The organism is Neglectibacter sp. X4, assembly GCF_009917365.1.
Classification (GTDB): Bacteria; Bacillota; Clostridia; order Oscillospirales; family Acutalibacteraceae; genus Acutalibacter.
The window spans coordinates 81,552-106,513 of record NZ_QWLE01000002.1 but is presented as its reverse complement, the minus strand read 5'-3'; the positions used below and the strand labels follow the sequence as shown (position 1 = coordinate 106,513).

The following is a 24,962-nucleotide window of genomic DNA, read 5'->3' as shown; positions in this document are numbered from 1 at the left end:
GCTTGAAAAAATTACAAGTGCCTGCCTGGACAGGGAAGGCGCAGACCCCTCCAAAAGCAAGGAGATTTACTTATGTTTTATAGTTTGACTGGAAAAATCGTGCATACAGAGCCGGGCTTTGCCGTGGTGGACGTGGGAGGCGTGGCCTTTAAGTGCGCCACCTCTATGGGCACCCTGCGCACCCTGCGCCTGAACGGGTCCGCCACCCTGTACACCCATTTAAATGTGCGGGAGGACGCGCTGGATCTTTTCGGCTTTGCCACCCAAACAGAGCTGAACTGCTTTAAGCTGCTCACCGCTATCAGCGGCGTGGGGCCAAAGGCAGGCCTTGCCATCCTTTCGGAGCTGTCTCCGGAGGAGGTGGCTCTGGCGGCGGCTGGCGGGGATGTAAAGCGCTTCTGCCGGGCAAACGGCGTGGGGCCGAAGCTTGCCCAGCGCATTGTGCTGGAATTAAAGGACAAGGTGGTGGATTTTTCCACCGGGGAATTGGGGGCAGACTTCCTACAGCCCGGCGGGCCATCGGCCTCCGGCAATGCCGCCCAGGCTGTGGAGGCCCTTGCCACTTTAGGGTATTCCCCCACAGACGCGGCCGCCGCTGTAGGCCGCCTGGACAGCAGCCTGCCTGTGGAGGAACTGATACGGCTGGCCTTAAAAGGCTTTGCAGGGGCGTGAACGGAAAAGTCCTTTTTCGATCAAACCTTTTTGGGGAAAAGGGGGAAGGCCCCCGGTGGGGTTCGCTCTGACCCGACCGAGCCGGAAGGCGAGAAGCAGAGGTGTGGAGCAGCGCTCCACGGTCTTTATCAGGAGGCGTTGCTATGCTGGAAAAAGCAAAGCGGTTTTTGCAGATATCCATAGGCTCCACCATCGGGGTGTATCTGGGCCACAGCTTCTGGCAGTGGCGGGACTATCAGGCCCACCCGGACTTATACGCCATGGGGGGCGCGCCCTGGTATACGTCTCTGCTGACAGGGGCGGCCTTTACGGCGCTGCTGGCGGCGGCAGAAGCGGCGGCGCTGTATATCGTGAACCGTAAGCTTGCCAAAAGGCGGGCAAACGAAACCAAAGGAGATAAACATCCATGATAGAAAAAAGCGGCGGGATGGAGTATGGCATCGACTGGGACGCCCAGGATGAGATGGACTTAGAAAACCGCCTTACCCATACGGGCTACACCCCAGAGGACAGGGAGACGGAGAACCCCCTGCGGCCCCGGGCCTTCTCCGAGTATATCGGGCAGGAAAAGGTGAAGGAAAACCTGAAAATCTATATTGGGGCGGCCTTGAGCCGGAAGGAATCTTTAGACCATGTGCTGCTGTACGGCCCGCCGGGCCTGGGCAAAACCACCCTGGCAGGCATTGTGGCAAACGAAATGGGGGTAAACCTGCGGGTGACAAGCGGCCCTGCCATCGAAAAGCCCGGGGATTTAGCCGCCCTGCTGACAAACCTCTCCCCCGGGGACGTGCTGTTCATCGACGAGGTGCACAGGCTTTCCCGGCAGGTGGAGGAAATCCTGTATCCGGCCATGGAGGACTTTGCCCTAGACATCATCACCGGGAAAGGCCAGATGGCGGCAAGCTACCATCTGCCCCTGCCCCATTTCACCCTGGTGGGGGCCACCACCAGGGCGGGCCAGCTTTCCGCCCCTTTGCGGGATCGCTTCGGGGTGGTGCTGCGGCTGGAGCTGTATAACCCCCAGGAACTGGGGAAAATCGTCACCCGCAGCGCGAAAATCCTGGGGGCGGACATTGAGGCGGACGCGGCGCTGGAAATTGCCAGCCGCTCCCGGGGCACCCCCCGCATTGCCAACCGCCTTTTAAAGCGGGTGCGGGATTTTGCCGAGGTGATGAGCGGCGGGGTTATCACCCTGAACACCGCGAAAATCGCCCTGGACAGGATGGAGATTGATGAGCTGGGCTTAGACCAGAGCGACCGGCGGATGCTCTCCGCCATCATCCAGTTTTACGGCGGAGGCCCTGTGGGCCTGGAAACCCTGGCAGCGGCTATCGGGGAGGAGGCTGTGACCATTGAGGACGTAAACGAGCCGTACCTCATGCAGATAGGCTTTCTCTCCCGCACGCCCCGGGGCCGCTGTGCCACAGCGGCGGCTTACCTGCACCTGGGCCTGCCTGTGCCCGCTGCTCTGCAGCCCGCCGCTGCCCCGCCGGAGCAGACCAGGCTGCCGGAGTAGGGCAAGACCGTGGGGCGTTGCAAGGTCGTGGGGCGCTGCCCCACACCCTGCGGCCTTCTTTCGGAGAAAGCCGGTAAAGAACTTTACCTTTCTGGCAGAAGGGCAGGAAAGCTGCATATCTTATAAACAAGAAAAATATAAACGAGGTGTTATTATGGGACGACTTTTTGGAACTGACGGAATCAGGGGCATTGCCAACAAAGACCTGACCTGCGAGCTTGCCACCCAGTTAGGCCGGGCGGCGGCCCGGGTGCTGACCAACAAATCCAACCGCCACCCAAGGGTGCTTATCGGCAAGGACACCCGCCTCTCCTCCGACATGCTGGAAAACGCCATGGCAGCGGGGCTTTGCAGCATCGGGGCCAGCGTTATCACTTTGGGCGTGGTGCCCACCCCGGCTGTGGCCTATCTGGTGGAAAAGTATAAGGCAGACGCGGGGATTATGATTTCCGCCTCCCACAACTCCTTTGAGTATAACGGCATTAAAATCTTCTCCGGGGACGGCTACAAGCTGCCCGACGACCTGGAGGAGCGCATTGAGGACATCATTTTAGGCAAGTCCGACATCTCCCACGAGTTCCCCCAGGAGGACGGCATCGGCACAGTTGCCCATGCGGACAGCGCTGTGCGGGATTATATCGACCATGTGAAAAACACCGTGCATTTCTCTTTAGACGGGCTGAAAATCGCCATCGACAGCGCAAACGGCTCGGCCAGCGCCACAGCCCAGGCCCTGTTTACCGAGCTGGGGGCGGAGGTCACCATGATGAACGATACTCCCGACGGCATCAACGTGAACGACCAGTGCGGCTCCACCCACATGGAGGGGCTCATTGAATATGTAAAGACCCACGAGGTGGACGCGGGGGTGGCCTTTGACGGGGACGCCGACCGCTGCCTGATGGTGGACGAACAGGGCAATTTCATTGACGGCGACTTTATCATGGCTATCTGCGCCCTGGACATGAAGAGCAGGGGGAAGCTCTCCGGCAGCGCTGTGGTGGGCACCATTATGACAAACCTGGGCTTCCAGCGGTTCTGCGAGGAAAACGGCATGCGCTTTGAGGCCACAAAGGTGGGCGACCGCTATGTGCTGGAGCAGATGCGCTTAGACGGCTATAATTTCGGCGGCGAACAGAGCGGGCATGTGATTTTCCGGGATTTCGCCACCACCGGCGACGGGCAGCTTACCGCCTGCCAGCTTTTAAGCCTTCTGCGCCGCCGGGAAGCGAAGCTTTCAAGCCTTGCCACGCTGATGCAGCGCTATCCCCAGACCATGATTAATATCAAAGTCACCCCAGAAGGGAAGCTTGCCTTCTACACAGACCATACCGTAAAAGCCGCCATCGACAAGGCCGCCGCTGCTTTAGGCAAGGAAGGCCGGGTTATCGTGCGGCCTTCCGGCACAGAGCCTTTGCTGCGGGTGATGGTAGAGGGCCGCGACGAGGAGCAGATCCAGCAGATTGCAAAGGAAGTGGCGGACGTGATTGAGAGGGAGCTTTCCTAATGCGTACCGCACAGTGGCACGACTATGAACTTTTAGACACAGCAGGCGGGGAGCGGCTGGAGCGCTGGGGGGATATCCTCCTTATCCGGCCCGATCCCCAGATTATCTGGGAGGGGGGCAAGGACGGCCCCCTGTGGAAAAAGGCCCATGCCCGGTATGTGCGCTCCCATAAGGGCGGGGGGCACTGGGAAACCTACAGGAAGCTGCCTGAGGTGTGGCAAATCGGCTGGGAGGGGCTGACCTTCCGGCTAAAGCCCATGGGTTTTAAGCACACCGGGCTTTTTCCGGAGCAGGCGGTAAACTGGCAGTTTGCCAAAGAGAAAATCCAAAGCGCCGGGAGGCCTGTAAAGGTTTTAAACCTGTTCGGCTACACAGGGGCCGCCACCCTGGCCTGCCTGCAGGCGGGAGCCGCCGTCACCCATGTGGACGCCTCCAAGGGCATGGTGCAGTGGGCCAAGGAGAATGCCCAGGCAAGCGGCCTTGCGGATAAGCCGGTGCGCTGGCTCGTTGATGACTGCGTGAAGTTTGTCCAGCGGGAACAGCGCCGGGGCAACACCTACGACGGCATTATTATGGATCCCCCCTCCTACGGACGGGGGCCTGGAGGCGAGGTGTGGAAGCTGGAGGAACAGCTTTACGGGCTTATCTCCATGTGCCTGCCTATTTTGTCGGAAAAGCCCCTGTTTTTCATTTTAAATTCCTACACCACCGGCCTTTCCCCGGCTGTAATGGAATATTTGCTGGGGGTGCTGCTCTGCCCGAAAGCCGGCGGGGCTGTCTCCGCAGACGAAATCGGCCTGCGGGTAACCAGCACCGGCCTTGTCCTGCCCTGCGGCAGCACCGCCATCTGGCAAGCGTGACGCTTGACCCGGGACGCGGGGCGCAGACGTTCCGTCTGCTGGCGGGAAGAGACTTTTCGCTGCGGAATGAGATTCCGCGCTTACAAAGGCGGCCGCGTGCCCGGGGCACTCCCGATAGCATGACAGCAAGCGTGACGCTTGACCCGGGACGCGGGGCACAGGCGTTCCGCCTGCTGGCGGGAGAAAATTTTCCGCTGCGGAATGAGATTCCGCGCTTACAAAGGCGGCCGCGTGTCCGGGGCACTCCCGCTTGTGTGGAAAAATTTGGTTTGAGGGTCAAACCCTTTTTTAAAAGGGTTTGTAGGATTCCAAAGGGCAAGGCCCTTTGGCCGCGGTCCGCAGACTGCGGAGTCTTTGCAGGGCAAAAATTTGGGAAGCCCCAAAAACTCAGGCAGCAGCAAAAAAGGAGCAGATTTATGGCAAGATGGATATATGCGGCGCTGGCCCTGGGCTGGGTGCTGAGCATGATTTACGAGTGCGTACAGACAGGGACAGGCGCCGCCCTGTATTTTTCCCTGGGCGTCATAGGGCTGACAGCCTTCGTCATCCTCTTTGTGCGGGATCTGACCCGGGGCGGAGAGCAGAAGCCTGTGCCCCGGATGGTGTACTTTTTGGGGGCGGCGATGTCGGCGGCGCTTTTCTATAGGGCGCTGAGTAAGGCTGCCTACGCAGGAACCTATGTGCAGTTTATGCCCTTTTACCTGGTGATGTTTGCCTATTTCCTGGGCACAGGGCTGTACCTGTGGTGGAAAAAGCTGCGGGAAAAATGACCGCAGGCGCAATGGTTCATCCGGCGGCTGATGGAAAGCAGAAGAAAGGGGACAGCAGATGGCTTTTATTGAGATAAAAGACGTGCGTTTTTCCTATGCCATGGAGGCCGGGGCGGAAAAAGAAGTGCTCCATGGCATTAACCTGGACATTGGGCAGGGGGCGTTTGTGGCGCTTTTAGGGCACAATGGCTGCGGCAAATCCACTATGGCAAAGCTTTTAAACGGGATGCTCTCCCCTTCCTCGGGGCAGGTGCTCATAGACGGGCTGGACGCGGGGCTGGAGGAAAACCAGCTTCCGGTGCGGCGGCAGGTGGGGCTGGTGCTGCAAAACCCTGACAACCAGCTCGTGGCTGGCATTGTAGAGGAGGATGTGGCCTTCGGCCCGGAAAACCTGGGGGTGCCCCCGGAGGAAATCCGTCGGCGGGTGGACGAGGCCCTAAAGGCTGTGGACATGTACCACTACCGGGAGCACGCCCCCCACAAGCTTTCCGGCGGGCAGAAGCAGCGGGTGGCTATTGCCGGGGTCATTGCCATGGAGACAAAATGCATTGTGCTGGACGAGCCTACCGCCATGCTGGATCCCCGGGGCCGCCAGGAGGTGATGGAGACTATCACCCGGCTGAACCGGGAAAAGGGCATCACCATCGTGCTCATTACCCACTATATGGACGAGGCGGTGCAGGCGGGCCGGGTGGTGGTAATGGACAAGGGGCAGGTGCTGATGGACGGCACGCCCCAGCATGTTTTCAAGCAGGTGGAGCGCCTGAAGCGCCATGACCTGGACGTGCCCCAGGCCACAGAATTATGCTACAGGCTGCGGGCGGCGGGGGTGGCGCTGCCGGACATCCCCCTTTCTGTGGAGGAGTGCGTGGGGATGTTTAGGAACCTATTGCGCTAGTGTTGAAAACAGGAGTGGAAAAGCTTTGGAATACACATTGAGAAAAGCGGTGCCTTCTGACAAGGCCAGGATAGGGGCGCTGTTCATTGAAATGCTCCAGGCCATTTACAACAAAACAGAGGCTGAAGGGTATAAGGAGAATGAACTAGACCGCTTCTTCGCGGGCACCGAGAACTGGATATGCGTGGCAGAATCTAACGGCAGGGTGGAAGCTTTCCTCTCCATTGAAGAGCACCACGAGCCGGCGGATTATATCTATCTGGACGATTTCAGCGTCAGCACGCCCTGCCGGGGCCGGGGGATTGGCACGGCCCTTTTGAAAGCAGCAGAGCAATACGCCAGGGACAGGGGCATCCCCCAGGTGGTGCTCCACGTGGAAAAATCGAACCTGCGCGCCCACAGGCTTTACAAGCGGTCAGGCTTTACGGATGACAAAGACGAGGGCGGGCGCATCCGCATGAGAAAGCTGGTATAAACCGGAAAGGAACGTGTTCACAAACATGACAATACTGGAAACCAGGAACCTAACCTACAAATACGGCATTGGCACGCCCTTTGAGAAAACAGCGGTGGAGGATGTATCCATTGAGATTGAAAGGGGCGAGTTCTTAGGGGTGATAGGCCACACAGGCAGCGGCAAGTCCACCCTCATTCAGATGCTCAACGGCCTGATACGCCCTACCTCGGGCCAGGTGCTGCTGGAGGGAAAGGACATCTGGGCCGAGCCAAAGAAAATCCGGGACGTGCGCTTTAAAGTAGGCATGGTGTTCCAGTATCCGGAATACCAGCTTTTTGAAGAGACGGTTTTAAAAGACATCATGTTCGGGCCGAAAAACATGGGGCTTTCTGATGCCCAGGCTCAGGCCCGGGCAGAGGAAGCCGCTGCCTTTACAGGCCTTAAGGCGGAGCTTTTAGAGAAATCCCCCTTTGAGCTTTCCGGGGGCGAAAAGCGCCGGGCAGCCATTGCGGGGGTTATTGCCATGGATCCGGAGGTGCTGGTGTTGGACGAGCCTACGGCGGGCCTGGATCCCCGGGGCCGGGACGTGCTGCTGACACAGATTACCCAGTATCACAAGAAGCGGGGAAACACTGTGCTTTTAGTCTCCCACAGCATGGAGGACATTGGCCGCACAGCAGACCGCCTGCTGGTGATGAACAGCAGCCGGTGCGCGTACCTCTCCCCCACCCAAGAGGTGTTTGCCCAAAGCGGGAAGCTGGAGGGAATGGGCCTGCGGGTGCCTCAGATTACGAAAATCGTCCAGGCGCTGGAAAGGCTGGGATGCCCGGTTGACCCCAGCACCCTGACGGTTGACCACGCCTTAAAACAGCTTATCCCCTATTTCAAGCAGTTGAATCCCGGAAAGGAGGCCTAGCCCATGCTGTCAGACATTACCCTGGGCCAGTTTTTCCCCGCGAAAAGCCTGATGCATAAGGCAGACCCGCGGCTTAAAATCTGCCTCACCATTTTTTCCATTGTGCTGATTTTTGCCGCCGGAAACTTTTTTTCCCTGGGATGGGCAGTGCTGTACATTGCCCTGGCCATGGCCCTGTCGAAAATCCCCCTGAAAATGTATCTCAGAGCCTTAAAGCCCATTTTGTTCCTGGTGGCGTTCACCGCTGTGCTCAATATTTTTTACGGCACAGGCGATCCCCTTTTCCAGTGGGGCATCCTGAAAATCACCAAAAACGGCCTTTTGAACTGCCTGTTTGTCTCCATCCGCATTATCGTGCTGATTCTGGCAAGCTCTGTGCTCACCTTCACCACCTCCCCCACCCAGCTTACAGACGCTATCGAGCGGCTGCTGCGGCCCCTTTCCAAGCTGCACGTGCCTGTCCACGATTTTGCCATGATGATGACCATTGCCCTGCGCTTTGTGCCCCTTCTCATGGAGGAAACCGACAAGATTATGAGCGCCCAAAAGGCAAGGGGCGCGGACATGGAGAGCGGGGGCTTGGTGCAGCGGGTGAAGGCTCTGATTCCGGTGCTCATCCCCCTGTTTGTCTCCGCCTTCCGCCGGGCCTATGATTTAGCCACCGCTATGGAAAGCCGCTGCTACCATGGCGGCGAGGGCCGCACCAAAATGAAGGTGCTGCGCTTTTCTTCCCACGACTATTGCATTATCGGCTCGGCCCTTTTGGCCCTGGCGGCGTTTATCACGCTAAATATGGTGTTCCCGCCTGCCATTGTGCGGTGAAGGCTGCCTCCGGCGGCTTAAGGATTTTTTTACAGGCCCGCTGCCTGCCGGGAATTTCGCATGTTAATTTGCGTTGCTTGTAGCAACGGGCTGTCCTGTATACAATAGTGGTAACAAACTTACAGAAAGGATGTTATCCCTATGTTAAACGAAAACCTGAAAGCACTGAGAAAATCAAAGGGCCTTTCCCAGGAAGAGCTTGCCATCAAGCTGCATGTGGTGCGCCAGACCATCTCCAAGTGGGAACAGGGGCTGTCCGTGCCGGACGCAGATATGCTGGTCGCCCTGTCGGAGGCCTTTGAAACGCCTGTGAGCACCCTGCTGGGGGAATCGGTTACAGAGCCGGAGGCAGACAGCATAAAGGCCATTGCCGAAAAGCTGGAGGTCATAAACCTGCAGCTTGCCCGAAGGGAAGCGTTGAAAAGGAAAATGCTCCACTGGCTGTCTATCTCCCTGTGCGCGGCCATCGCAGTTATTTTTGCGGCCTTAACCGTCTTACACAGCCCCTATTTAGGCTGGGACTATGCCGATCCGGAACTCGCCATTGCCGGGACAGCCTTCCACGCCTTTGAGTGGGTGTTTGTGCGGGCAGCGCCCGTTATTCTTGCGGGGGGCATTGTTGGAGCCTTTTTGACGCGGAAGAAAGTATAAATCCTCCCGCCTTTGGGGCGCCGTTCTGACAACAATACGCTTTGCCTTGAAAGGAGGCCCTTATGGATTTCCCCAAACACATTGTGTCCGCCGCTGGGCTGGTGCTCAATGATAAAAACGAAGTACTGCTGGTGAAGGATTTCCGCCGGGAACCTTTCGCCATTTTGGAAGATATCCTGCTGCCCCCCGGGGCGCTGGCATTTGATTAAGGAGTGTCCATGCGTAACCTGCTTATCACTTTAAGCTACGACGGCGCCCATTACCATGGCTGGCAGATACAGGAAAACGCCCTGACTGTGCAGGAGGTTTTTCAGTCTGCCCTCGCAAGGGTGACCGGAGGCGGGGAGGACATCAAGGCCTGCTCCCGCACAGACACAGGGGTGCATGCCCGGGAATTTGCCGTAAGCCTTCAAACAGAGAGCCGCATCCCGCCGGAGCGCCTGCCTGCCGCTTTAAACCGCTATCTCCCCCCGGACATTGCGGTGAAATCCTGCCGGGAGGTGCCGGAGGGCTTTCACGCCCGGTATTCCTGTTTGGGCAAGGAATACTGTTATGAAATCTGGAACCATCCGGTGCGGGATCCCTTCCTCCATAACCGGGCGCTGCACTACTGGTATCCTATAGACGAAAGCCTTTTGAACGAGGCCGCCGCCCATTACACTGGCCCCCACGATTTTTCCTCCTTCTGCACTTTGGACAGCCGGGAGATAGGGGATTTCACCCGTACCGTCACAGCGGCCCGGGTAGAGCGCCGAGGGGACATGGTGGTGTTTACCGTATCCGCCGACGGCTTCCTCTATAACATGGTGCGCATCATGACAGGCACCCTTCTCCGGGTGCAACAGGGGAAGCTTTCCCCCCAGGACATTCCCGCCGTTATCGGGGCCAAAGACCGCCGGGCCGCCGGGCCAACAGCCCCTGCCTGTGGGCTGTACCTTAACCGGGTTTTCTACGATTTGCCCGGCAGCAGGCTTTCTGCACAGCGGGAAGGTTTTTAGAGGATGCGGGGAACTTTTTCCTGAAAAAAGTTCCCCGCATATTGGCAGTAGTTTCATTTGAAGAAAGGAGCGGCCCCGGCTGGGCCACAGAGCAGGCGTATGGGAAAACACAGTAAAAAGGAAGAGCCGCAGATTATCCAGCTCCGGGATTACCAGAACCCGCCCCAGGAGACCGGGCCTGAAGAGGAACCGGAGGGCGGCGCGTCTATTACATACGACGAAGGGAAAAGAAAACAGCCCGCCGCCGTACCCAAAGCGGTTTACCGGGCGGCAATCATCCTGCTGGTGCTGGTAATTGGACTGGCATTGTGGATGAACCGCACAAGCCTGAATCCGGAGAGCATTGGTTCCTGGCTGAAGCTGCAGATTACCGGGGCGGAAATCGGCGACGGCTTTCCAGTGCAGATTACCGGTTCCGAGGTGCTGGAAGCCAATTTCCTGGCCCAGGGAGGCAACGCGGTGGTGCTCAGCGATACTGTGTTCAGCATCCTCAATCCTACCGGGCGGGAGGAAATTTCCCTGCGCCACAGCCTGAACCATCCTGTGCTCCAGGGCGCTGGGGATCGGTATCTCCTTTATAACAGCGGCAGCACCGGCTATACAGCCCTTTCCGGCACAGACGTGGTGGTAAACAGCGTGGAGGAACGGGACATCCTTACAGGAGCCATCGCCCAGAACGGGCGGTTTGCCCTGGGGGTGCAGGGAACCAATGGGGCCTCGGAACTGAAAGTGTACCAGAAGGACGGCACCCTCCAGTACCAGTATTCCCTGGCCTGGGACTACATCACCGCCATTGCCCTGAACTTCGACGGGGCTTATGGGGTGGTATGCACTGTGCGCAGCGACAAGGGCATCCTGATTTCCAAGGTGCTGGTGTTCGACTTTACAAACGAAGCCCCCATTGCCGAATATGAAACCCGGGAAAACCTGCTGCTGGCTGCCTATTGGGGGGAAAACGGATCTATCTATGCTGTGGGGGACACCGCCCTCCTGCGGGCCAGCTCTTCCGACTACAGCTTCTCAGAGGACAACTACCAGGGCCGGCAGCTTACCGCTTTCCGGCTGGGCGCGGGGCGGGCCTTCCTGTCCATTTCCGCTTACGAACACGCTGGCGCAAGCACCCTGCTGGCCTATGGTTCCAGCGGGGAGGAACCTGTGCGCATGGAGGTGCAAAAGCGCATAGAGTCTGTCTCCGTATACGGGGGGACGGTCGGGGTGCTTGCAGGCGGCGAAGCGGTGTTCTTCGACTATTCCACAGGCAAAGAGCTGGGCCGGGCCGACGCCGGCGGGGACGCCAAGGCCCTGGCCCTTTCCAGCGAAAGCGCCGCCTATGTGCTGGGTGTCAGCGAGGTGCGCGCCCTGCGGGTGGAATAAGCCCGGCTTTTCCCTGTCATGTTTTCCTTCCCCTGGCTGTATATCTGCTATAGGGGCGGGGCTTTCGTATTTGTAAGCCCCCCGTAAGATATCTGTAAGGCGGGTGGGGGTTGTGAAAAAAGGAGAATTGTGCTATATTTAAGATGGCTGTTTGAAAAGGGAGGTTGCTGCCAGTGAATTACGTGCTGGACTTGGTGCTTTTTGGCGTTTTTGTTTTGTTTGTGGCGATGGGGGTATTCCGTGGGTTTATCCGATCCGCCATCCATTTCCTGGGATCCATTATTGCCGCCTGCCTGTCCGCTGTTTTAGGGGGCATGGCGGCCCAGTGGCTTTTTGATTCCATGTTCCGGGGCGCTTTGGTAGAGCGTGTGCAGGAGTCCTTAAACATGCTGGGCACCAGCGACGCCCTTTCCTCTGTAGATAACCTGCTGGCCTCCCTGCCGGACTTTATCGTCCGCGCCCTGCAGGATGCCGGGGTTACCGCCTCTTCCATCAGCGGCAGCATTGTAAGCGGAAGCGGCGCGGCGGCAGAGCGCATTGCCGATCTGCTGGCCCCCACCTTTGTGGGCTTTTTAAAGGTGCTGGCGGTTATCGTCATCTTTGCCCTTTTAATGGTCGTGGTGCGGATACTGGCGGAAGTGCTTTCCCATGTCCTGCGCCTGCCTGTCTTAGGGCAGCTTGACAGCATTTTAGGCGGCGTGTGCGGCTTTCTGCTGGCCCTGGTGCTGGTGTGGGTCATGCTGGCCGCGGCCCAGGTTTTTGTGCCCATGCTGGACGCCTCCACCCAGTCCCAGATACACCAGGCGCTGGAAGACTCCATTGTGGCGGGCATTTTTGTGAACATAAACCCCCTGGGCCATATGTTTACGGCATAGGGGCTGTTTAGGACGCCCCCGCCTGCGCCAAACTATTGGAAAAAGGAATTATAAAAGAAGGGAAAAGAAGGGAATGTCCCGAGAAAAGAAGCCAAGAAACCAAAATCTGACCATCCCCAACGCGCTGTCCTGCATGCGCATTTTGCTTGTGCCCTTTTTCGCCTGGTGCTTTTTGCGGGGAAGCTTAGCCTGGGCGGCGGCGCTGCTGGTGCTTTCGGGCCTTACCGACATGTTTGACGGGCTGATTGCCCGCAAATGCAACCAGATAACGGAGCTGGGAAAAATTCTGGATCCCTTTGCCGACAAGCTGACCCAGGGGGTTGTGGCCCTGTGCCTTGCCATCAGGTTCCCCATGATAGGCCCTCTGTTAGGGCTGTTTATCGCCAAAGAGCTGCTGATGCTCTGCTGTGCCTTGGTACTTTTGAAAAAGCGCCGCCGCCCCGGCGGGGCCAAGTGGTATGGCAAGGTGGCCACGGTGATGTTTTATGTGTCTGTGTCCGTCATTGTGGTGATGGACGGCCTGCACCTGGCCGCCACGCCCCAGGCCTTTTACACAGTGTCCTTTGTGCTCCTGACGCTTACAGCCCTGATGATGCTGTACGCCGCTTTCCGGTATTCCCAGGTGTTCTTCACCCTGCTCCATTCCACCGACGAGGAAAACCATCTGGATCTCCCGGATGAGATCCACGCCAAAAAAGGCGGCCCGCCCCCAGCGGCTTAGGGCTTGTTTGGAAATAGAGAAAGTGCTGAATTTTTGAGACAAAACGGAGCGGTTTCAAGGCGGATGAACCGCAAACGCACATATGCGTTTTAGACAGGCTGAACATTCCGTTTACGGAATGTTTTCGCCTTGTCGAGGATTTTCAACTCAGAGAAACGCAAACGCATACATGCGTTCCGCTTTGGACAAAAAGACGGTGTTTTCGATTTTTCAAACAAGCCCTAGGGCCTGCCTTAAACCCAACGGAAAGGAGCGGCGCCGGTCTGCGCAAGGGGATTTTTCCCTTTTGTGCAGATTTTTGGTTCCCATAGCGTTTTATGCTGCAATTTGTGCTGGGCCGCGCGGGAAGCGGAAAAACAGAATATATGCGCAGGATGCTGGCGGACAAGGCCCTGTCAGGAGACAGCAGGTGCATCATGCTGGTGCCCGAGCAGTATTCCTTTGAAACGGAAAAGGCCATGCTGCGCCTGGCAGGGGCCAGGCAGGCCAATGCCATCGGCATCTACAGCTTCACGAGGCTTGCGGAAACCGTTTTCCGCCGGGAAGGCGGGGCGGCAGGGCGCAGGCTCAGCGACGGGGGCAGGCGCATCCTGATGTCCTGCGCCATCGCGGCCTGCCAGGACAGCCTGGAGGTATACCGCAGCGCCGCCCAAAGCGGGCGGACAACAGACATGATGCTCACCGCGGTAAACGAGATGAAAATGTGCGGGATAGAGCCTTTACAGCTTTTGGAAACAGCAGGGCGGCTGAAGGGCCAGGGCCTGGGACAGAAGGCGCGGGAGCTGGGGCTGATTTTTGAAACCTATGAAGCTTTGGTGGCGGCTTCCTACCTGGATGCCCGGGACGACCTGACAAGGCTGGCCCAGGCCCTGGAGGAAAGCCGCTTTTTTGCAGGCTGCACTGTGGCGGTAGATTCCTTTGAAGGCTTCACCGTCCAGGAAATGAAGGTGCTGGGGCAAATCCTCCGGCGGGCTGAAACCGTTACCGTCTCCTTGTGTACCGATGGCCTTGGGGATGACGCCGGGCTTTTCGCCCTGGTAGACCGCACCCATGCCCGCCTGCGCCGCCTAGCAGAGGAGCAGGGGGTGGGAATGCTGCCTCCTGTGGTGCTGACAGGCGCGCCGCGCTTTCATAATGAAAGCCTGAAGCTGCTGGAGGCTGGGCTTTTCTCCGGCGGGGAGGGGCTTTCCGCGGAGGACAGCCAGGGAGTTGCCCTGTTTCAGGCCAAGGACGTGTACCAGGAGTCGGAATTTGTGGCGGCCACTATCCGGCGGCTGGTGGAGGAGCGGCACTGGCGGTACCGGGACATCTCCATCATCTGCCGGGATCCTTCCCGGTATTACGGCAGCCTGGACGTGGCCCTGAAAAAGCGAGACATTCCCTGTTTCATGTCCCAGCCCATGCGGGTGGACGCGGAGCCTGTAACGCGCTTTGCCCTGGGGGCCTTCCGGTGCGTGCAGTCGGGGCTTGCCACAGACAGCCTTTTGGAGCTTCTGAAAACCGGGGTGTCCGGCTTTACCGCGGAGGAAATTTCCGATTTGGAAAATTACGCCTTCCTGTGGAAGGTAACCGGTTCCGGCTGGCGGCAGGAATTTGTCCGGCACCCCCAGGGCTTTGGGCGGGAATTTACAGAAGCGGACAGGGAATTTTTAGCCTATGTAAACGGCTTGCGGCAGCGGCTTATCACCCCGCTGCAGCAGTTTGCCGCCGCCACCCGGGACGCCACAGGGGAGGAAATCTCCCAGGCGGTTTACACCCTGCTGACAGCATACGGCCTGGAAGAAACCCTGCCAGCCTACTGCCGGGAGCTGGAAAGGGCGGGCGAGGAGGGCCTTGCGGCGCGGCAGGTGCGGGTGTGGGAGCTTTTGATGGAGCTTCTGGATCAGATGCACAGCATTTTAGGGGACAGGAAGATCTCCCGGGAACGGTATTTCCAGCTTTTGCGGGAGGTGCTGGCGGCAGAGGACGTGTCGGAAATCCCTCAGACGGTGGACCAGGTGCTGTTCGGCACAGCAGAGCAGGTGCGCCAGTCCTCTCCCAAGGCGGCCTTCCTCATCGGCGTGGCGCAGGGGGAATTTCCCCTGGCCCCCCATTCCTCCGGGGTGTTTTCCGATGCGGAGCGCCGGGCGCTTTTAGAGCTTAACCTGCCTTTGGGGGATCCCCTGGAGCAGAAAGCCATAGAGGAGCGGTATCTGGCCTATTCCGTTGCCTGCGCCCCTTCCGAGGCGCTGTATATAAGCTGGCCTGCCTCCATAGGCGGGGAGGACAGGGAGCCAAGCGAGCTGGTGGCGGAGGTGCGGGCGCTGTTCCCAGCCCTTGCCCCCTTGGAAAACCTGCCGGAGGAATATTTTGCCAATTCCCTGGAGGCGGCTTTCTCCTACATGGCCCCCCGTCTCCAGGACAAAAGCCCCCAGGCCCAGGCCCTGCGCCTGCTTTTTGCAGGAGACGCCTATTATGAGGGCCGCATTGCCGCCCTGGAGCGGGCGGCGGGCCAGGGGGCTGTGGGCATGGAAAGCCCGGAACTGGCCCAAAAAATATATGGGGAAAAGCCCTTTGTCTCCCCCACCCAGATTGAAACCTTCCATAGCTGTGCCTTTAAATATTTCTGCCGCTACGGCATAAACGCCCGGGAGCGCCGCCCCGCCGAGGTGGACGTGATGCAGTACGGCACCCTGATGCATTATCTGTTCGAGCAGGTGTTCCAGTGCCCCAAGGAACAGCGGGAAGCCTGGACGCAGCAGGAGCTGGAGCAGATTGTGCAGGGGCACATCGGGGACTATGCCCGGGACAGCCTGGGAGGCATGGAGCTTTTAAGCGGCAGGCAGAAATACCGGCTGGGGCGCATGGCCCAGTCTGCCTGCAAGCTGATACGCCATGTGGAAAAGGAACTTTCCCAAAGCCGCTTTGCCCCGGAGCATTTCGAGCTGGGCCTGGGAAGCGGCGGCTATCCCCCTCTGCAGGTAGAGCTGGGAAACGGCCGCATTGTCACCGTAGGGGGCACTATCGACCGGGTGGACGTGTACCACAGCCCCAGCGGGCAGGATTACGTGCGGGTGATTGACTATAAGACAGGGCGGAAAATCTTCAAGCTGGCAGACGTGCTTTACGGGCTGAACATGCAGATGCTGGTGTATCTTGCCGCTTTGGTAGAGCAGGGCGGGCAGGCCCCGGCAGGCATTCTCTACATGCCGGCGGCAGAGCCTTCCGTTTCCGCCGGGCGTGGGGAGGAGGACGCCGCCGTTCAGGAGCGGGCAGACAAGCTGCTGCGCATGAACGGGGTGGTGCTGGCGGATACGGAGATTATCGAGGCCATGGAGGCAGGGGCCAAGGGGAAATTTATCCCCGCCGCTTTGAACAAGGACGGCAGCCTGCGCAAAAGCCCCTCCCCGCCCCTGACAAAAGAGCAGATGGCCCTGGTGCTTGCCTATTCCAAGAAGCTGATTGCCGCCATGGGCCGGGAGCTGCTGCGGGGCGCGGCGGAAGCCCGCCCCAATTTAAACCGGCACAACGCCTGCCGGCTGTGCCCCTATGGGGCGGTGTGCGGCAGCGAGTTTTCAGAAAACGACGTGCAGGAGGACGACGCCTCCCAGGAGGAGGCTTTGGCCCGCATGAGGGAAGCTTTACAGGAAGGAGGGGAGCGGGATGGCTGAAACAGCCTGGACCCGTGCCCAGCAGGACGCTATCTCCGCCCGGCGGGGCACAGTGCTGGTGGCGGCGGCGGCGGGCAGCGGCAAGACGGCCGTGCTGGTACAGCGGGCCATTGAGCGGCTGACAGACAGGGAAAACCCTGTCCCCGCCGACCGGCTGCTGATTGTCACCTTTACAAAGGCCGCGGCCCAGGAAATGCGGGCCAGGCTGGAGCAGCGCCTGTGGGGGCTTATCCGGGAGAACCCGGAAAACCCGGTGCTGCGCCGCCAAAGCCTGCTTCTGCCCCAGGCCCACATCGGCACGGTGGACAGCTTCTGCGCGGAGATGGTGCGGGAATTTTTCCATGTGCTGGACATCTCCCCGGAGTTTACCATCCTTTCCGACAAGCGGGAGGAGGAGCTTTGCGGGGAGGCCCTGGAAGAAGCCCTCCAGGCGGCCTTTGAGTCCGGGGAGGTGGCGGAACTGGCAGACGCCTTTACCGGGGAGCGGGACGACAGGCGGCTTGCCGCCATGGTGCGCACCCTGTACCGCTTTATGCAGTCCCACCCCTTCCCGGAAAGGTGGTTAGAGGAAAAGGTGGCCCTTTACGAGCAGGGGGACGGGGCGCTGTGGGAAGGGGCGGTTTTGTCCTATGCCAAAGAGATTGCCGCCTATTGCTGCGGCCTGCTGGAAGCCGGGCAGGAAGCCGCAGCCCAGGACGTGAAGCTGGAGGAAAACTTCGGCCCGGTGTTCACAGAGGACAGGCGGCAGCTTTCAGCCCTTATGGAGGCCTGCGCCGCCGGAGACTGGGACAAGGCCCTAGCTCTGCGGCAGGCCTTTGCCCCCAGCCGCCGGAAGCCCCTGCGGGGCTATAAAGAAGATCCTCTTTTCTGCCGGCTGGATGCCTGCCGCAAGGAGGTGGCAAAGGCCCTGGAACCTTTAGAAAAGTGCCTGTGCGGCACGAGAGGGGAAAACTGCCGGGAGCTGCAGGAGACCGCCCCCCTTTTAAAGAGCCTGCAAGCCCTCACCCTGGACTTTTCCCGGCGGTACAGGGAAAAAAAGCGGGAGCGGGATTTTCTCGATTACAGCGACCTGGAGCATTTGGCGATAGAGCTTTTCTGCAGGCCCGACGGTTCCCCCACCCCGGTGGCAAAAGAGGTGTCGGCGCGCTTCGGGGAAATCATGATAGACGAATACCAGGACATTAACGAGGTGCAGGATTCCCTGTTCCGGGCTGTGTCCCAGGATGAAAAGAACCTCTTTATGGTGGGGGATGTAAAGCAGAGCATTTACGGCTTCCGCCGGGCCATGCCGGAAATCTTCCTCCGGCGCAGAAAGAGCTTTCCCCTGTACGACAGGGAACAGGACAGCTATCCCGCCTCCATTGTGCTGGACAGGAACTTCCGCTCCCGCAGGGAGGTGACGGAGTCGGTAAACTTCGTGTTCTCCCAGCTTATGAGCCGGGAGGCGGGAGACATCGACTACACCGGGGAGGAGCGGCTGGTGTGCGCCGCCCCCTATGAGGACAAGGCAGGGTGTGAAACAGAGGTTTTGCTGATAGACCGCCAGGGCGTGCCGACGGAAACAGCGGAAGCCGCCGCCATTGGGAAGCGAATCCGGGAGATGGTGGAGGCGGGCTTTCCCATCACCGCCAAGGAAGGGGAGCGCCCCGCCTGCTGGGGGGACTTCTGCATCCTGCTGCGCAGCGCCAATAAATACGCCCACCGCTATGCCCGGGAGCTTGCGGCCCTGGGGGTGCCGGCCCGGGCGGCGTCCTCCGGCGGTTTTTTTGCCGCCAAGGAGGTGCAGGCTGTGCTGTCCCTTTTGCGGGTTATCGACAACCCTAACCAGGACATCCCCCTGCTGGCTGTGCTGATGAGTCCTTTATACGGCTTCACCCCCGACGATTTAGCCCGCCTGCGGGAGGGGGACAGGAAATCCTCCCTGTACATTTCCCTTTTGCGGGGGGCAAAGGAAAACGCCCTGTGCCGCCGGGTTCTGGAAGAGGTGGGGGAACTGCGGAGCCTTTGCGCCACCATGCCTGCCGACGCCTTCCTCACTTTGCTCTACAGCCGCACAGGATATCCCGACATGGTGCTGGCCATGGAGGAGGGCCGCTCCCGCCTGGAAAACCTGCGGCTTTTGCAGCAGTACGCCAAGGAATATGAAGGCTCCGGGTACCACGGGCTTTCCGGCTTTGTCCGTTTTTTAGACAGGCTGCGGGAGGGCGGCGCGGATTTGCAGGCCGCCCAGCCCCAGCAGGAGGACGGCCCCGCAGTGCAGATTATGAGCGTACACCGGGCAAAGGGCCTGGAATTCCCAGTGTGCATTGTGGCGGGCTGCGGGCGCAGCTTTGTAACAGACCAGCGGGACGATGTGCTTCTCCACCCTGTTTTGGGCCTGGGGGTGAAGCTGAAGGACGCGGCCCGCTCCGCCCGGTATACCACCACCGCCCGGGAGGCCATTGCCCTGGAATCTGCCCGCTCCTCCGCGGCGGAGGAACTGCGGGTGCTGTATGTAGCCATGACCCGGGCCAAGGAAAAGCTTATCCTCGCAGGCTCCGGGGAAAAAATGGAAGAAATGGTGGGAAAGCTTGCCATGCGGGCCGCTGGCGCGGGGGTAAGCCCTTATCTGGTGCGCAAGGCAAAAAACGCACTGGAGTGGCTTGTCCTCTGCGCCCTGCGCCATCCGGACGGCGGGGAACTGCGGAAAACAGCCGGGGCGGAAGACCTGCCCCTGTGCCGGGAATCCTTCACCCCCTGGCGCATCCAGGCCATCCCATATGCCCCCCCTCCCCTGCCGGAAGCTGGGGAAGTGGAAGATATCCCGCCTCCAGACCTTATGCTGGCGGCACGTCTGCGGGAGCGGGCCTCCTTCCAATATCCCTATGCCGGGCGGCTGGAGATCCCCGCCAAGGTGTCTGCCTCCAAGCTGGCGGCAGAGCAGGGCGGGGCCGGGGAAATCAGCCTGTCCCGCCCTGCCTGGCTGGGGGAAAAGGGCATGACCCCTGCGGAAAGGGGCATTGCCCTTCACGAGTTCATGCAGTTTGCAGACTTTCACGCTGCCGCCGAAAACTCGGAAAAGGAGCTTATGCGGCTGGTGGAAAAGGCATGGCTTACCCCGGAACAGGGGGAAGCGGTGGACGTTCACCGGGTGCGGGCCTTTTTCCAGGGAAGCCTGGGCAGGCGCGTGCTGGCCTCAGCCGAGGTTTTAAAAGAAAGGCGCTTCACTGTCACCCTCCCCGCCCATATGGTTCGGGAGGGCCTGGAGGACGGGGGCCTGGAGGAGCAGGTGGTGCTCCAGGGCGCTGTGGACTGCACCTTTCTGGAAGGCGGACGCATACATATTATTGACTTTAAAACAGACCGGGTGGAAACGGTTGAGGAGCTTTGGCAGCGGTATCAGGTGCAGATACGCCTGTATGCCTATGCCATGGAGCAGGCCACAGGGCAGCAGGTGGGAGACTTAATTTTATATTCCACCTATCTCAGCCAGGCCTGCGTGAAGCCCTACAGCCGGGACGCATCATAAAAAAGGGGGAGCGGATATGATAAGCCAGAGCTTGCACGAGGGATGGACGCTGGAAATCCTGGGGAAAAACAGGAAATACCCGGCAAAGGTGCCGGGCACGGTATATGGCGCGCTGCTGGAAGCCGGGTCCATGGAAGATCCCTTCTGGCGGGACAACGAGCTGAAGGCCCTGCAGGTGATGGAGGACGATTTCCTCTTTGAAACCGCCTTTGTCCCGGCGGAGGGAATGCTCCAGTGCCAGAACGTCTACCTGCGGTTTGAGGGCATCGACACCCTGGGAGAGGTAAGCCTTAACGGCGTGCCCTTAGGGCAGACAGACAACATGCACCGGGTTTGGGAATTTGAAGCCGGCCACCTGCTGCGGGAAGGGGAAAACGTTCTGCGGGTAAAGCTTTCCTCCCCCACCCGGTTCATCCGGGAACACTATAACCCCCAGAAGGCGGAGGGCACAAGCGACGCCATGAAGGGCTTTCCCGCCCTGCGCAAGGCCCACTGCATGTTCGGCTGGGACTGGGGCCCCCGCCTGCCCGACGCGGGCATTTTCCGGCCTGTTACCCTGCTGGGGGACGAGGGCGCGTATATCCGGGAGGTTCGGGTGCGGCAGAAGCACGCGGACGGCAAGGTGGAGCTTTCCCTGGGGTTAAGCGCCTCCTCCACCGCAGAGGATGTACGCTTTACAGCAGAGCTGGTAGATCCGGACGGGAACGCCAAAGCCTTTTCCACTGTCCCCATGGCCTTAACTGTAGAAAATCCCCAGCTATGGTGGCCAAGGGGCTACGGCGGGCAGCCCCTTTACACCGTCAAAGTGAAGGCCCTGTCCCAGGAAGGCCGGGTGCTGGACATGTGGGAGCGGAAAATCGGCCTGCGCACAGCCACAATGCACATCGAAAAGGATGCATTCGGGGAAAGCTTTGCCCACGAGATAAACGGGGTGCAGGTTTTCGCCATGGGCGCGGACTATATCCCAGAGGACAACCTCCTGGGCCGGGTTACCCCGGAGCGCACCCGCCGGCTGCTGGAGGACTGCTGCGCCGCCAATTTCAACACCATCCGGGTGTGGGGCGGAGGCTATTACCCTGACGACTGGTTTTATGACGTCTGCGACGAGCTGGGCCTCTTAGTGTGGCAGGACTGCATGTTCGCCTGCGCCACCTATGAGCTGACCCCGGCGTTTTCCCGGAACATCCAGGCGGAAATCGCGTACAATGTTAAGCGCCTGCGCCACCATCCCTCCCTGGCCCTGTGGTGCGGCAACAACGAGATGGAAATGTTTGTGGACGAGGGGGAATGGGGGGCTTCCTTCCGGCAGAAGGCAGACTACATCCGCATGTACGAATACATCATCCCCAAAGTGATACAGGAGCAGGATCCTGACGCCTTCTACTGGCCCGCCAGCCCCTCCAGCGGCGGGGGCTTTGACGATCCCAACGGGCGCAGCCGGGGGGATATACACGACTGGAGCATCTGGCATGGCATGCGGCCCTTTGCGGACTACCGCAAGGGCGCCTGCCGGTATCTCTCCGAGTTTGGTTTCGAGTCCTTCCCCTGCCTGAAAACAGTGGAAACCTTCACCCTGCCGGAGGACAGGAACCTCTTTTCCTATGTGATGGAAAAGCACCAGCGCTGCGCCCATGGCAGCGCCCTGACCATGGCCTACCTCCAGCAGATGTATTTATATCCCGCCAGCTTTGAAACAGCCCTCTATGCTTCCCAGCTTCTCCAGGCCGAGGCCGTACGCTATGGGGTGGAACACATGCGCCGCCAGCGGGGCCTGTGCATGGGCACTCTTTACTGGCAGCTTAACGACTGCTGGCCTGGGGCCTCCTGGTCGTCCATCGACTGCACCGGGCGCTGGAAGGCCCTGCATTACTTTGCCAAACGGTTCTTTGCCCCTGTGCTCCTCTCCTGCCAGGAGGAGGGCATGCTCACCCAGAACCCCAACATCAACGCGGAACCCTATGACATGGAAAAGAGCATCCGCCTTGCCGTAACAAACGATACCTTAAAGCCCCGGCAGTTTGTGGCGAAATGGGCCTTGCGGGACAGGCTGGGCCGGGTGAAGCGGGAGGAAACCATCTGCCTGTCCGTGAACCCCCTGCAAAGCGTAACCCTGCCCAAAACCCACCTGCCGGAGGCGGACATTTTCCAGGACTATGTCAGCTACCATCTCTACGAGCTGGGCCGGGAGCTTTCCAGCGGCACCGTCATTTTCTCCCTGCCTAAATTTTTCCAGTTTGCAGACCCCCGCCTGGGGCTGCGGCTGGAGGGGGACGAAATTGTGGTGACGGCAGGGGCCTATGCCAGGGGCGTGGAGATCCAAAATGGGGCGGAGGACTTGCTCCTTTCCGACAACTACTTTGACATGAACCCCGGGGAGCGCAGGGTGAAAATCCTCCGTGGCGAGCCTTCCGGCCTGCGGGCCCGCAGCGTCTATGATATCCGGTAAAAAACTTGACAAGCCTTTCAGGAAAGCGTATAATGAACGTCCCAAACAACACGCTTGTTCAGAGAAAGGGGAGGCCGACATGAAAACCGACAAAACATTTGGCGCGCCAGAGCCGGGCAAAGCTTACCGCAGCCGGGAGGGCGCATACCTGCTGGCTGTGCAGGACGGCCTGCTTGCTGTGGCGGACACGCCCTCCGGCTGGTTCCTGCCCGGCGGCGGGACAGATCCCGGCGAAAGCCATGAAGCGTGCATCTGCCGGGAGTGCCTGGAAGAGCTGGGCTGCCCAGCCCGCGCCGGCCAGTACATAGGCTGTGCAGAGGGATATCTGGGCCAGACAGATTTTGGCCCCATTCATGCCATCCAGTTTTACTATGCAGGCGCTCTGGGCACAAAATCCCAAGAGCCTATAGAGCCTGACCACACATTTATCTGGGTGCCTGTAGAGGAAGCCGCCCAGAAGATGAAGCTGGAAATGCAACGCTGGGCAGTGCAGAAGCTGCTGGAGAAAACAGGGCAGGCCGGGGAACAATGGGATTTATACACCCAAGACCGGGTGCTTACCGGGGAAACCCACCTGCGGGGAGCCCCCCTGCCGGAGGGCCGCTACCATCTGGTGGTACATATCTGGATCCGCAATCCAAAGGGGCAGTTCCTCATCTCCCAGCGCGGGGCGGACAGGCCCGCATTCCCCCTTCTGTGGGAATGCACAGGCGGCTCGGTGGTGAAAGGCGAGGACAGCCTTACCGGCGCTTTGCGGGAAGTGAAGGAGGAAGTGGGGCTGGATTTGCCCCCGGAAGGCGGGAAGCTGATTCACAGCGAAGTCCGGGGAGAGGGCTTCCAGGATATCCTGGACGTGTGGCTCTTTGACTATAACGGCCCCCTGGCCCTGGAAAAGGCCACTACAAAGGAAGTGGCACAGTGCCGCTGGATGGACAAAAGCGAGATACAGGCCCTGTATGACAGCGGGGAACTGGTGCCCACTTTAGGCTATGTTTTCCCCCTCCTTTAGGAGGGCCTGCTAAAAAATCTCTGCTGTGATATATAGCAAACGCACCTGGGTATGGAATCCACGCCCAGGTGCGTTTTTAGAAGCTGTACCGATAGGATTGGTGCGAAGATTTTCGAGGAAATTTTGTGGGGTTCAAGGCGGAAACCGCAAGAAGACCTGTCGGTTTTCGAGGATTTCTAACACAGAAGCCCGCTAAATTTCCCGGAAAAATTTGTGCAGGAGCCTATTGGTACAGCTTCTTAGCTTTGGAAGGCCACAGGGCCTTTGTTATTTCACGTTTGCCTTAAGCCATGCGCAGTCGTCGGCAATGCACTTGTCATGCTCGTCATAGAAGCCCTCGCGCTCGATAACCCAGAAGGCCTCGAAGCTCTGCTCGTCCAGGGCGTCCTTAATGGCCTGCCAGTTCATATTGGACTCCTCCGCGCCCATCTTGCACTGCACAGCAAAGCGGCGGTTAAAGGCCGGGTCAGCGTTGCGGGCATTAAACTGATCCAGCATCTTCTGGCGCTCCTCCAGAGGCATTTCGGCAGCCTTGGCAAAGGGGCTTTCGCCGGGGCCTTCCTTGGCAGACCTGGGCCGGGGGCCAGGCCCTAAAATCTTGCAGTTTTCCTTCACATGGATAGCCACAATCCTGTCCTTGAACCGCCGGATGACGCTGGGAGGATAGAAGCCGCCTACCGTAGCCCAGCCGCAGTCCAACTGGAAGAAGAACTTGCTGGAGTTATTGGCCATGTGCTCAATAAGGGTCAGGCCCTCGTCCATGAAGAACTCCTTCTCATGGTTGTGATAGCCCACCTTAATGCCGTAAGGCTCTGCCATTTCCGCCATGGCGTCCAGCTCCTTGGCAACGGCAATGGCCTCTTCCTTGTTGCAGAAGTCGGTGCTGGCCCAGATAACAGCCTTGCCGCCCAAAGCCGCCATCTTTTTGACAATCTCCTCTGTGGGCTTGGCGTGGACGGAAACGATTTCCAGCCCTGTCTCCGCAGCCCATTTCTTAATGTCCTCCACGTCGTTGTCCAGGTCAACAGGCAGCAGCTCCACGCCGTCAAAGCCCAAAGACTTGATAGTTTGGAACTTCTCCAGCAGGGTAGGGCCAAGGCCCAGATAGCTGGCGATGCCGCCAAAGGAATATGTACCGATATTGACTTTCATAAGCAGGATCCTCCTGTGTCCATATTTTTCTGAATATCATCATACCACCCTTTTTGCAACCTGTCAATACGCCCATAAAATTTTACACAGCATATCTGTTTATTGGGAAAAACCACAGTACTTTTCGCGGGCACCTCCTTCCTCCCCTGCCCGGCAGCCG

At 59.3% G+C, this 24,962-nt stretch carries 21 protein-coding genes; 20 read left to right on the top strand and 1 reads right to left on the bottom strand.

Going from position 1 to position 24,962, the window contains the following annotated elements; all coding sequences use genetic code 11:
* Positions 1-72 precede the first annotated feature (72 nt).
* The 20 genes from ruvA to D1841_RS02430 all read left to right on the top strand — a co-directional run bounded on the left by ruvA (position 73) and on the right by D1841_RS02430 (position 23,650).
* A complete protein-coding gene (gene ruvA, locus D1841_RS02525; RefSeq protein WP_160641834.1) occupies positions 73-672 on the top strand; it encodes a Holliday junction branch migration protein RuvA in 600 nt (199 codons plus the stop codon).
* A gap of 143 nt (positions 673-815) precedes the next feature.
* The gene (locus D1841_RS02520; protein WP_160641833.1) at positions 816-1,082 is read left to right on the top strand and encodes a hypothetical protein; all 267 of its coding nucleotides are present in this window, start codon (positions 816-818) and stop codon (positions 1,080-1,082) included.
* Positions 1,079-2,188, top strand: a complete 1,110-nt coding sequence (ruvB, locus tag D1841_RS02515; RefSeq protein WP_371721317.1) for a Holliday junction branch migration DNA helicase RuvB — start codon at positions 1,079-1,081, stop codon at positions 2,186-2,188. Before D1841_RS02520 ends, ruvB begins: the two co-directional genes overlap by 4 nt.
* A gap of 154 nt (positions 2,189-2,342) precedes the next feature.
* Positions 2,343-3,695 carry a phosphoglucosamine mutase gene (gene glmM / locus D1841_RS02510; RefSeq protein ID WP_160641832.1) on the top strand — a complete coding sequence of 451 codons (1,353 nt, stop codon included), beginning with the start codon at positions 2,343-2,345 and terminating at the stop codon, positions 3,693-3,695.
* The gene (locus D1841_RS02505; RefSeq protein WP_160641831.1) at positions 3,695-4,555 is read left to right on the top strand and encodes a class I SAM-dependent methyltransferase; all 861 of its coding nucleotides are present in this window, start codon (positions 3,695-3,697) and stop codon (positions 4,553-4,555) included. The genes glmM and D1841_RS02505 overlap by 1 nt, the downstream gene beginning before the upstream one ends.
* A 416-nt stretch (positions 4,556-4,971) precedes the next feature.
* The gene (locus D1841_RS02500; RefSeq protein ID WP_160641830.1) at positions 4,972-5,325 is read left to right on the top strand and encodes a hypothetical protein; all 354 of its coding nucleotides are present in this window, start codon (positions 4,972-4,974) and stop codon (positions 5,323-5,325) included.
* Positions 5,326-5,383: 58 nt separating this feature from the next.
* On the top strand, positions 5,384-6,223 hold the full coding sequence (locus tag D1841_RS02495) for an energy-coupling factor transporter ATPase (RefSeq protein WP_160641829.1): 840 nt from the start codon (positions 5,384-5,386) through the stop codon (positions 6,221-6,223).
* Between the two features lie 25 nt (positions 6,224-6,248).
* A complete protein-coding gene (locus D1841_RS02490; RefSeq protein WP_160641828.1) occupies positions 6,249-6,698 on the top strand; it encodes a GNAT family N-acetyltransferase in 450 nt (149 codons plus the stop codon).
* Between the two features lie 25 nt (positions 6,699-6,723).
* Positions 6,724-7,596 (top strand): energy-coupling factor transporter ATPase, encoded by an 873-nt coding sequence (locus D1841_RS02485; protein WP_160641827.1) that lies wholly within the window; start codon positions 6,724-6,726, stop codon positions 7,594-7,596.
* Positions 7,597-7,599: 3 nt separating this feature from the next.
* Positions 7,600-8,418 (top strand): energy-coupling factor transporter transmembrane protein EcfT, encoded by an 819-nt coding sequence (locus D1841_RS02480; protein WP_160641826.1) that lies wholly within the window; start codon positions 7,600-7,602, stop codon positions 8,416-8,418.
* 141 nt (positions 8,419-8,559) lie between these two features.
* The gene (locus tag D1841_RS02475) at positions 8,560-9,069 is read left to right on the top strand and encodes a helix-turn-helix domain-containing protein (RefSeq protein ID WP_160641825.1); all 510 of its coding nucleotides are present in this window, start codon (positions 8,560-8,562) and stop codon (positions 9,067-9,069) included.
* Between the two features lie 62 nt (positions 9,070-9,131).
* Positions 9,132-9,278 carry a hypothetical protein gene (locus D1841_RS02470; protein ID WP_160641824.1) on the top strand — a complete coding sequence of 49 codons (147 nt, stop codon included), beginning with the start codon at positions 9,132-9,134 and terminating at the stop codon, positions 9,276-9,278.
* Positions 9,279-9,287: 9 nt separating this feature from the next.
* On the top strand, positions 9,288-10,067 hold the full coding sequence (gene truA / locus D1841_RS02465; RefSeq protein WP_160641823.1) for a tRNA pseudouridine(38-40) synthase TruA: 780 nt from the start codon (positions 9,288-9,290) through the stop codon (positions 10,065-10,067).
* A gap of 99 nt (positions 10,068-10,166) precedes the next feature.
* Positions 10,167-11,441, top strand: a complete 1,275-nt coding sequence (locus tag D1841_RS02460; RefSeq protein WP_160641822.1) for a DUF5711 family protein — start codon at positions 10,167-10,169, stop codon at positions 11,439-11,441.
* Positions 11,442-11,614: 173 nt separating this feature from the next.
* Positions 11,615-12,316: a CvpA family protein gene (locus tag D1841_RS02455; protein ID WP_160641821.1), complete on the top strand. Its 702-nt coding sequence runs from the start codon at positions 11,615-11,617 to the stop codon at positions 12,314-12,316.
* Between the two features lie 73 nt (positions 12,317-12,389).
* Entirely contained in the window at positions 12,390-13,037 is a 648-nt protein-coding gene (locus D1841_RS02450; RefSeq protein WP_160641820.1) for a CDP-alcohol phosphatidyltransferase family protein, read from the top strand.
* Positions 13,038-13,354: 317 nt separating this feature from the next.
* Positions 13,355-16,687, top strand: coding sequence for a PD-(D/E)XK nuclease family protein (locus D1841_RS02445; RefSeq protein ID WP_161879871.1), 3,333 nt, complete (start codon positions 13,355-13,357; stop codon positions 16,685-16,687).
* Entirely contained in the window at positions 16,680-20,195 is a 3,516-nt protein-coding gene (addA, locus tag D1841_RS02440) for a helicase-exonuclease AddAB subunit AddA (protein WP_160641818.1), read from the top strand. Before D1841_RS02445 ends, addA begins: the two co-directional genes overlap by 8 nt.
* Positions 20,196-20,211: 16 nt before the next feature.
* Positions 20,212-22,641, top strand: coding sequence for a glycoside hydrolase family 2 protein (locus tag D1841_RS02435; RefSeq protein ID WP_160641817.1), 2,430 nt, complete (start codon positions 20,212-20,214; stop codon positions 22,639-22,641).
* 79 nt (positions 22,642-22,720) lie between these two features.
* Entirely contained in the window at positions 22,721-23,650 is a 930-nt protein-coding gene (locus D1841_RS02430; RefSeq protein WP_160641816.1) for an NUDIX domain-containing protein, read from the top strand.
* Between the two features lie 267 nt (positions 23,651-23,917).
* Here the strand turns inward: D1841_RS02430 and D1841_RS02425 are convergent, their stop codons facing one another.
* On the bottom strand, positions 23,918-24,802 hold the full coding sequence (locus D1841_RS02425; RefSeq protein ID WP_160641810.1) for a sugar phosphate isomerase/epimerase: 885 nt from the start codon (positions 24,800-24,802) through the stop codon (positions 23,918-23,920).
* Positions 24,803-24,962: the final 160 nt, after the last annotated feature.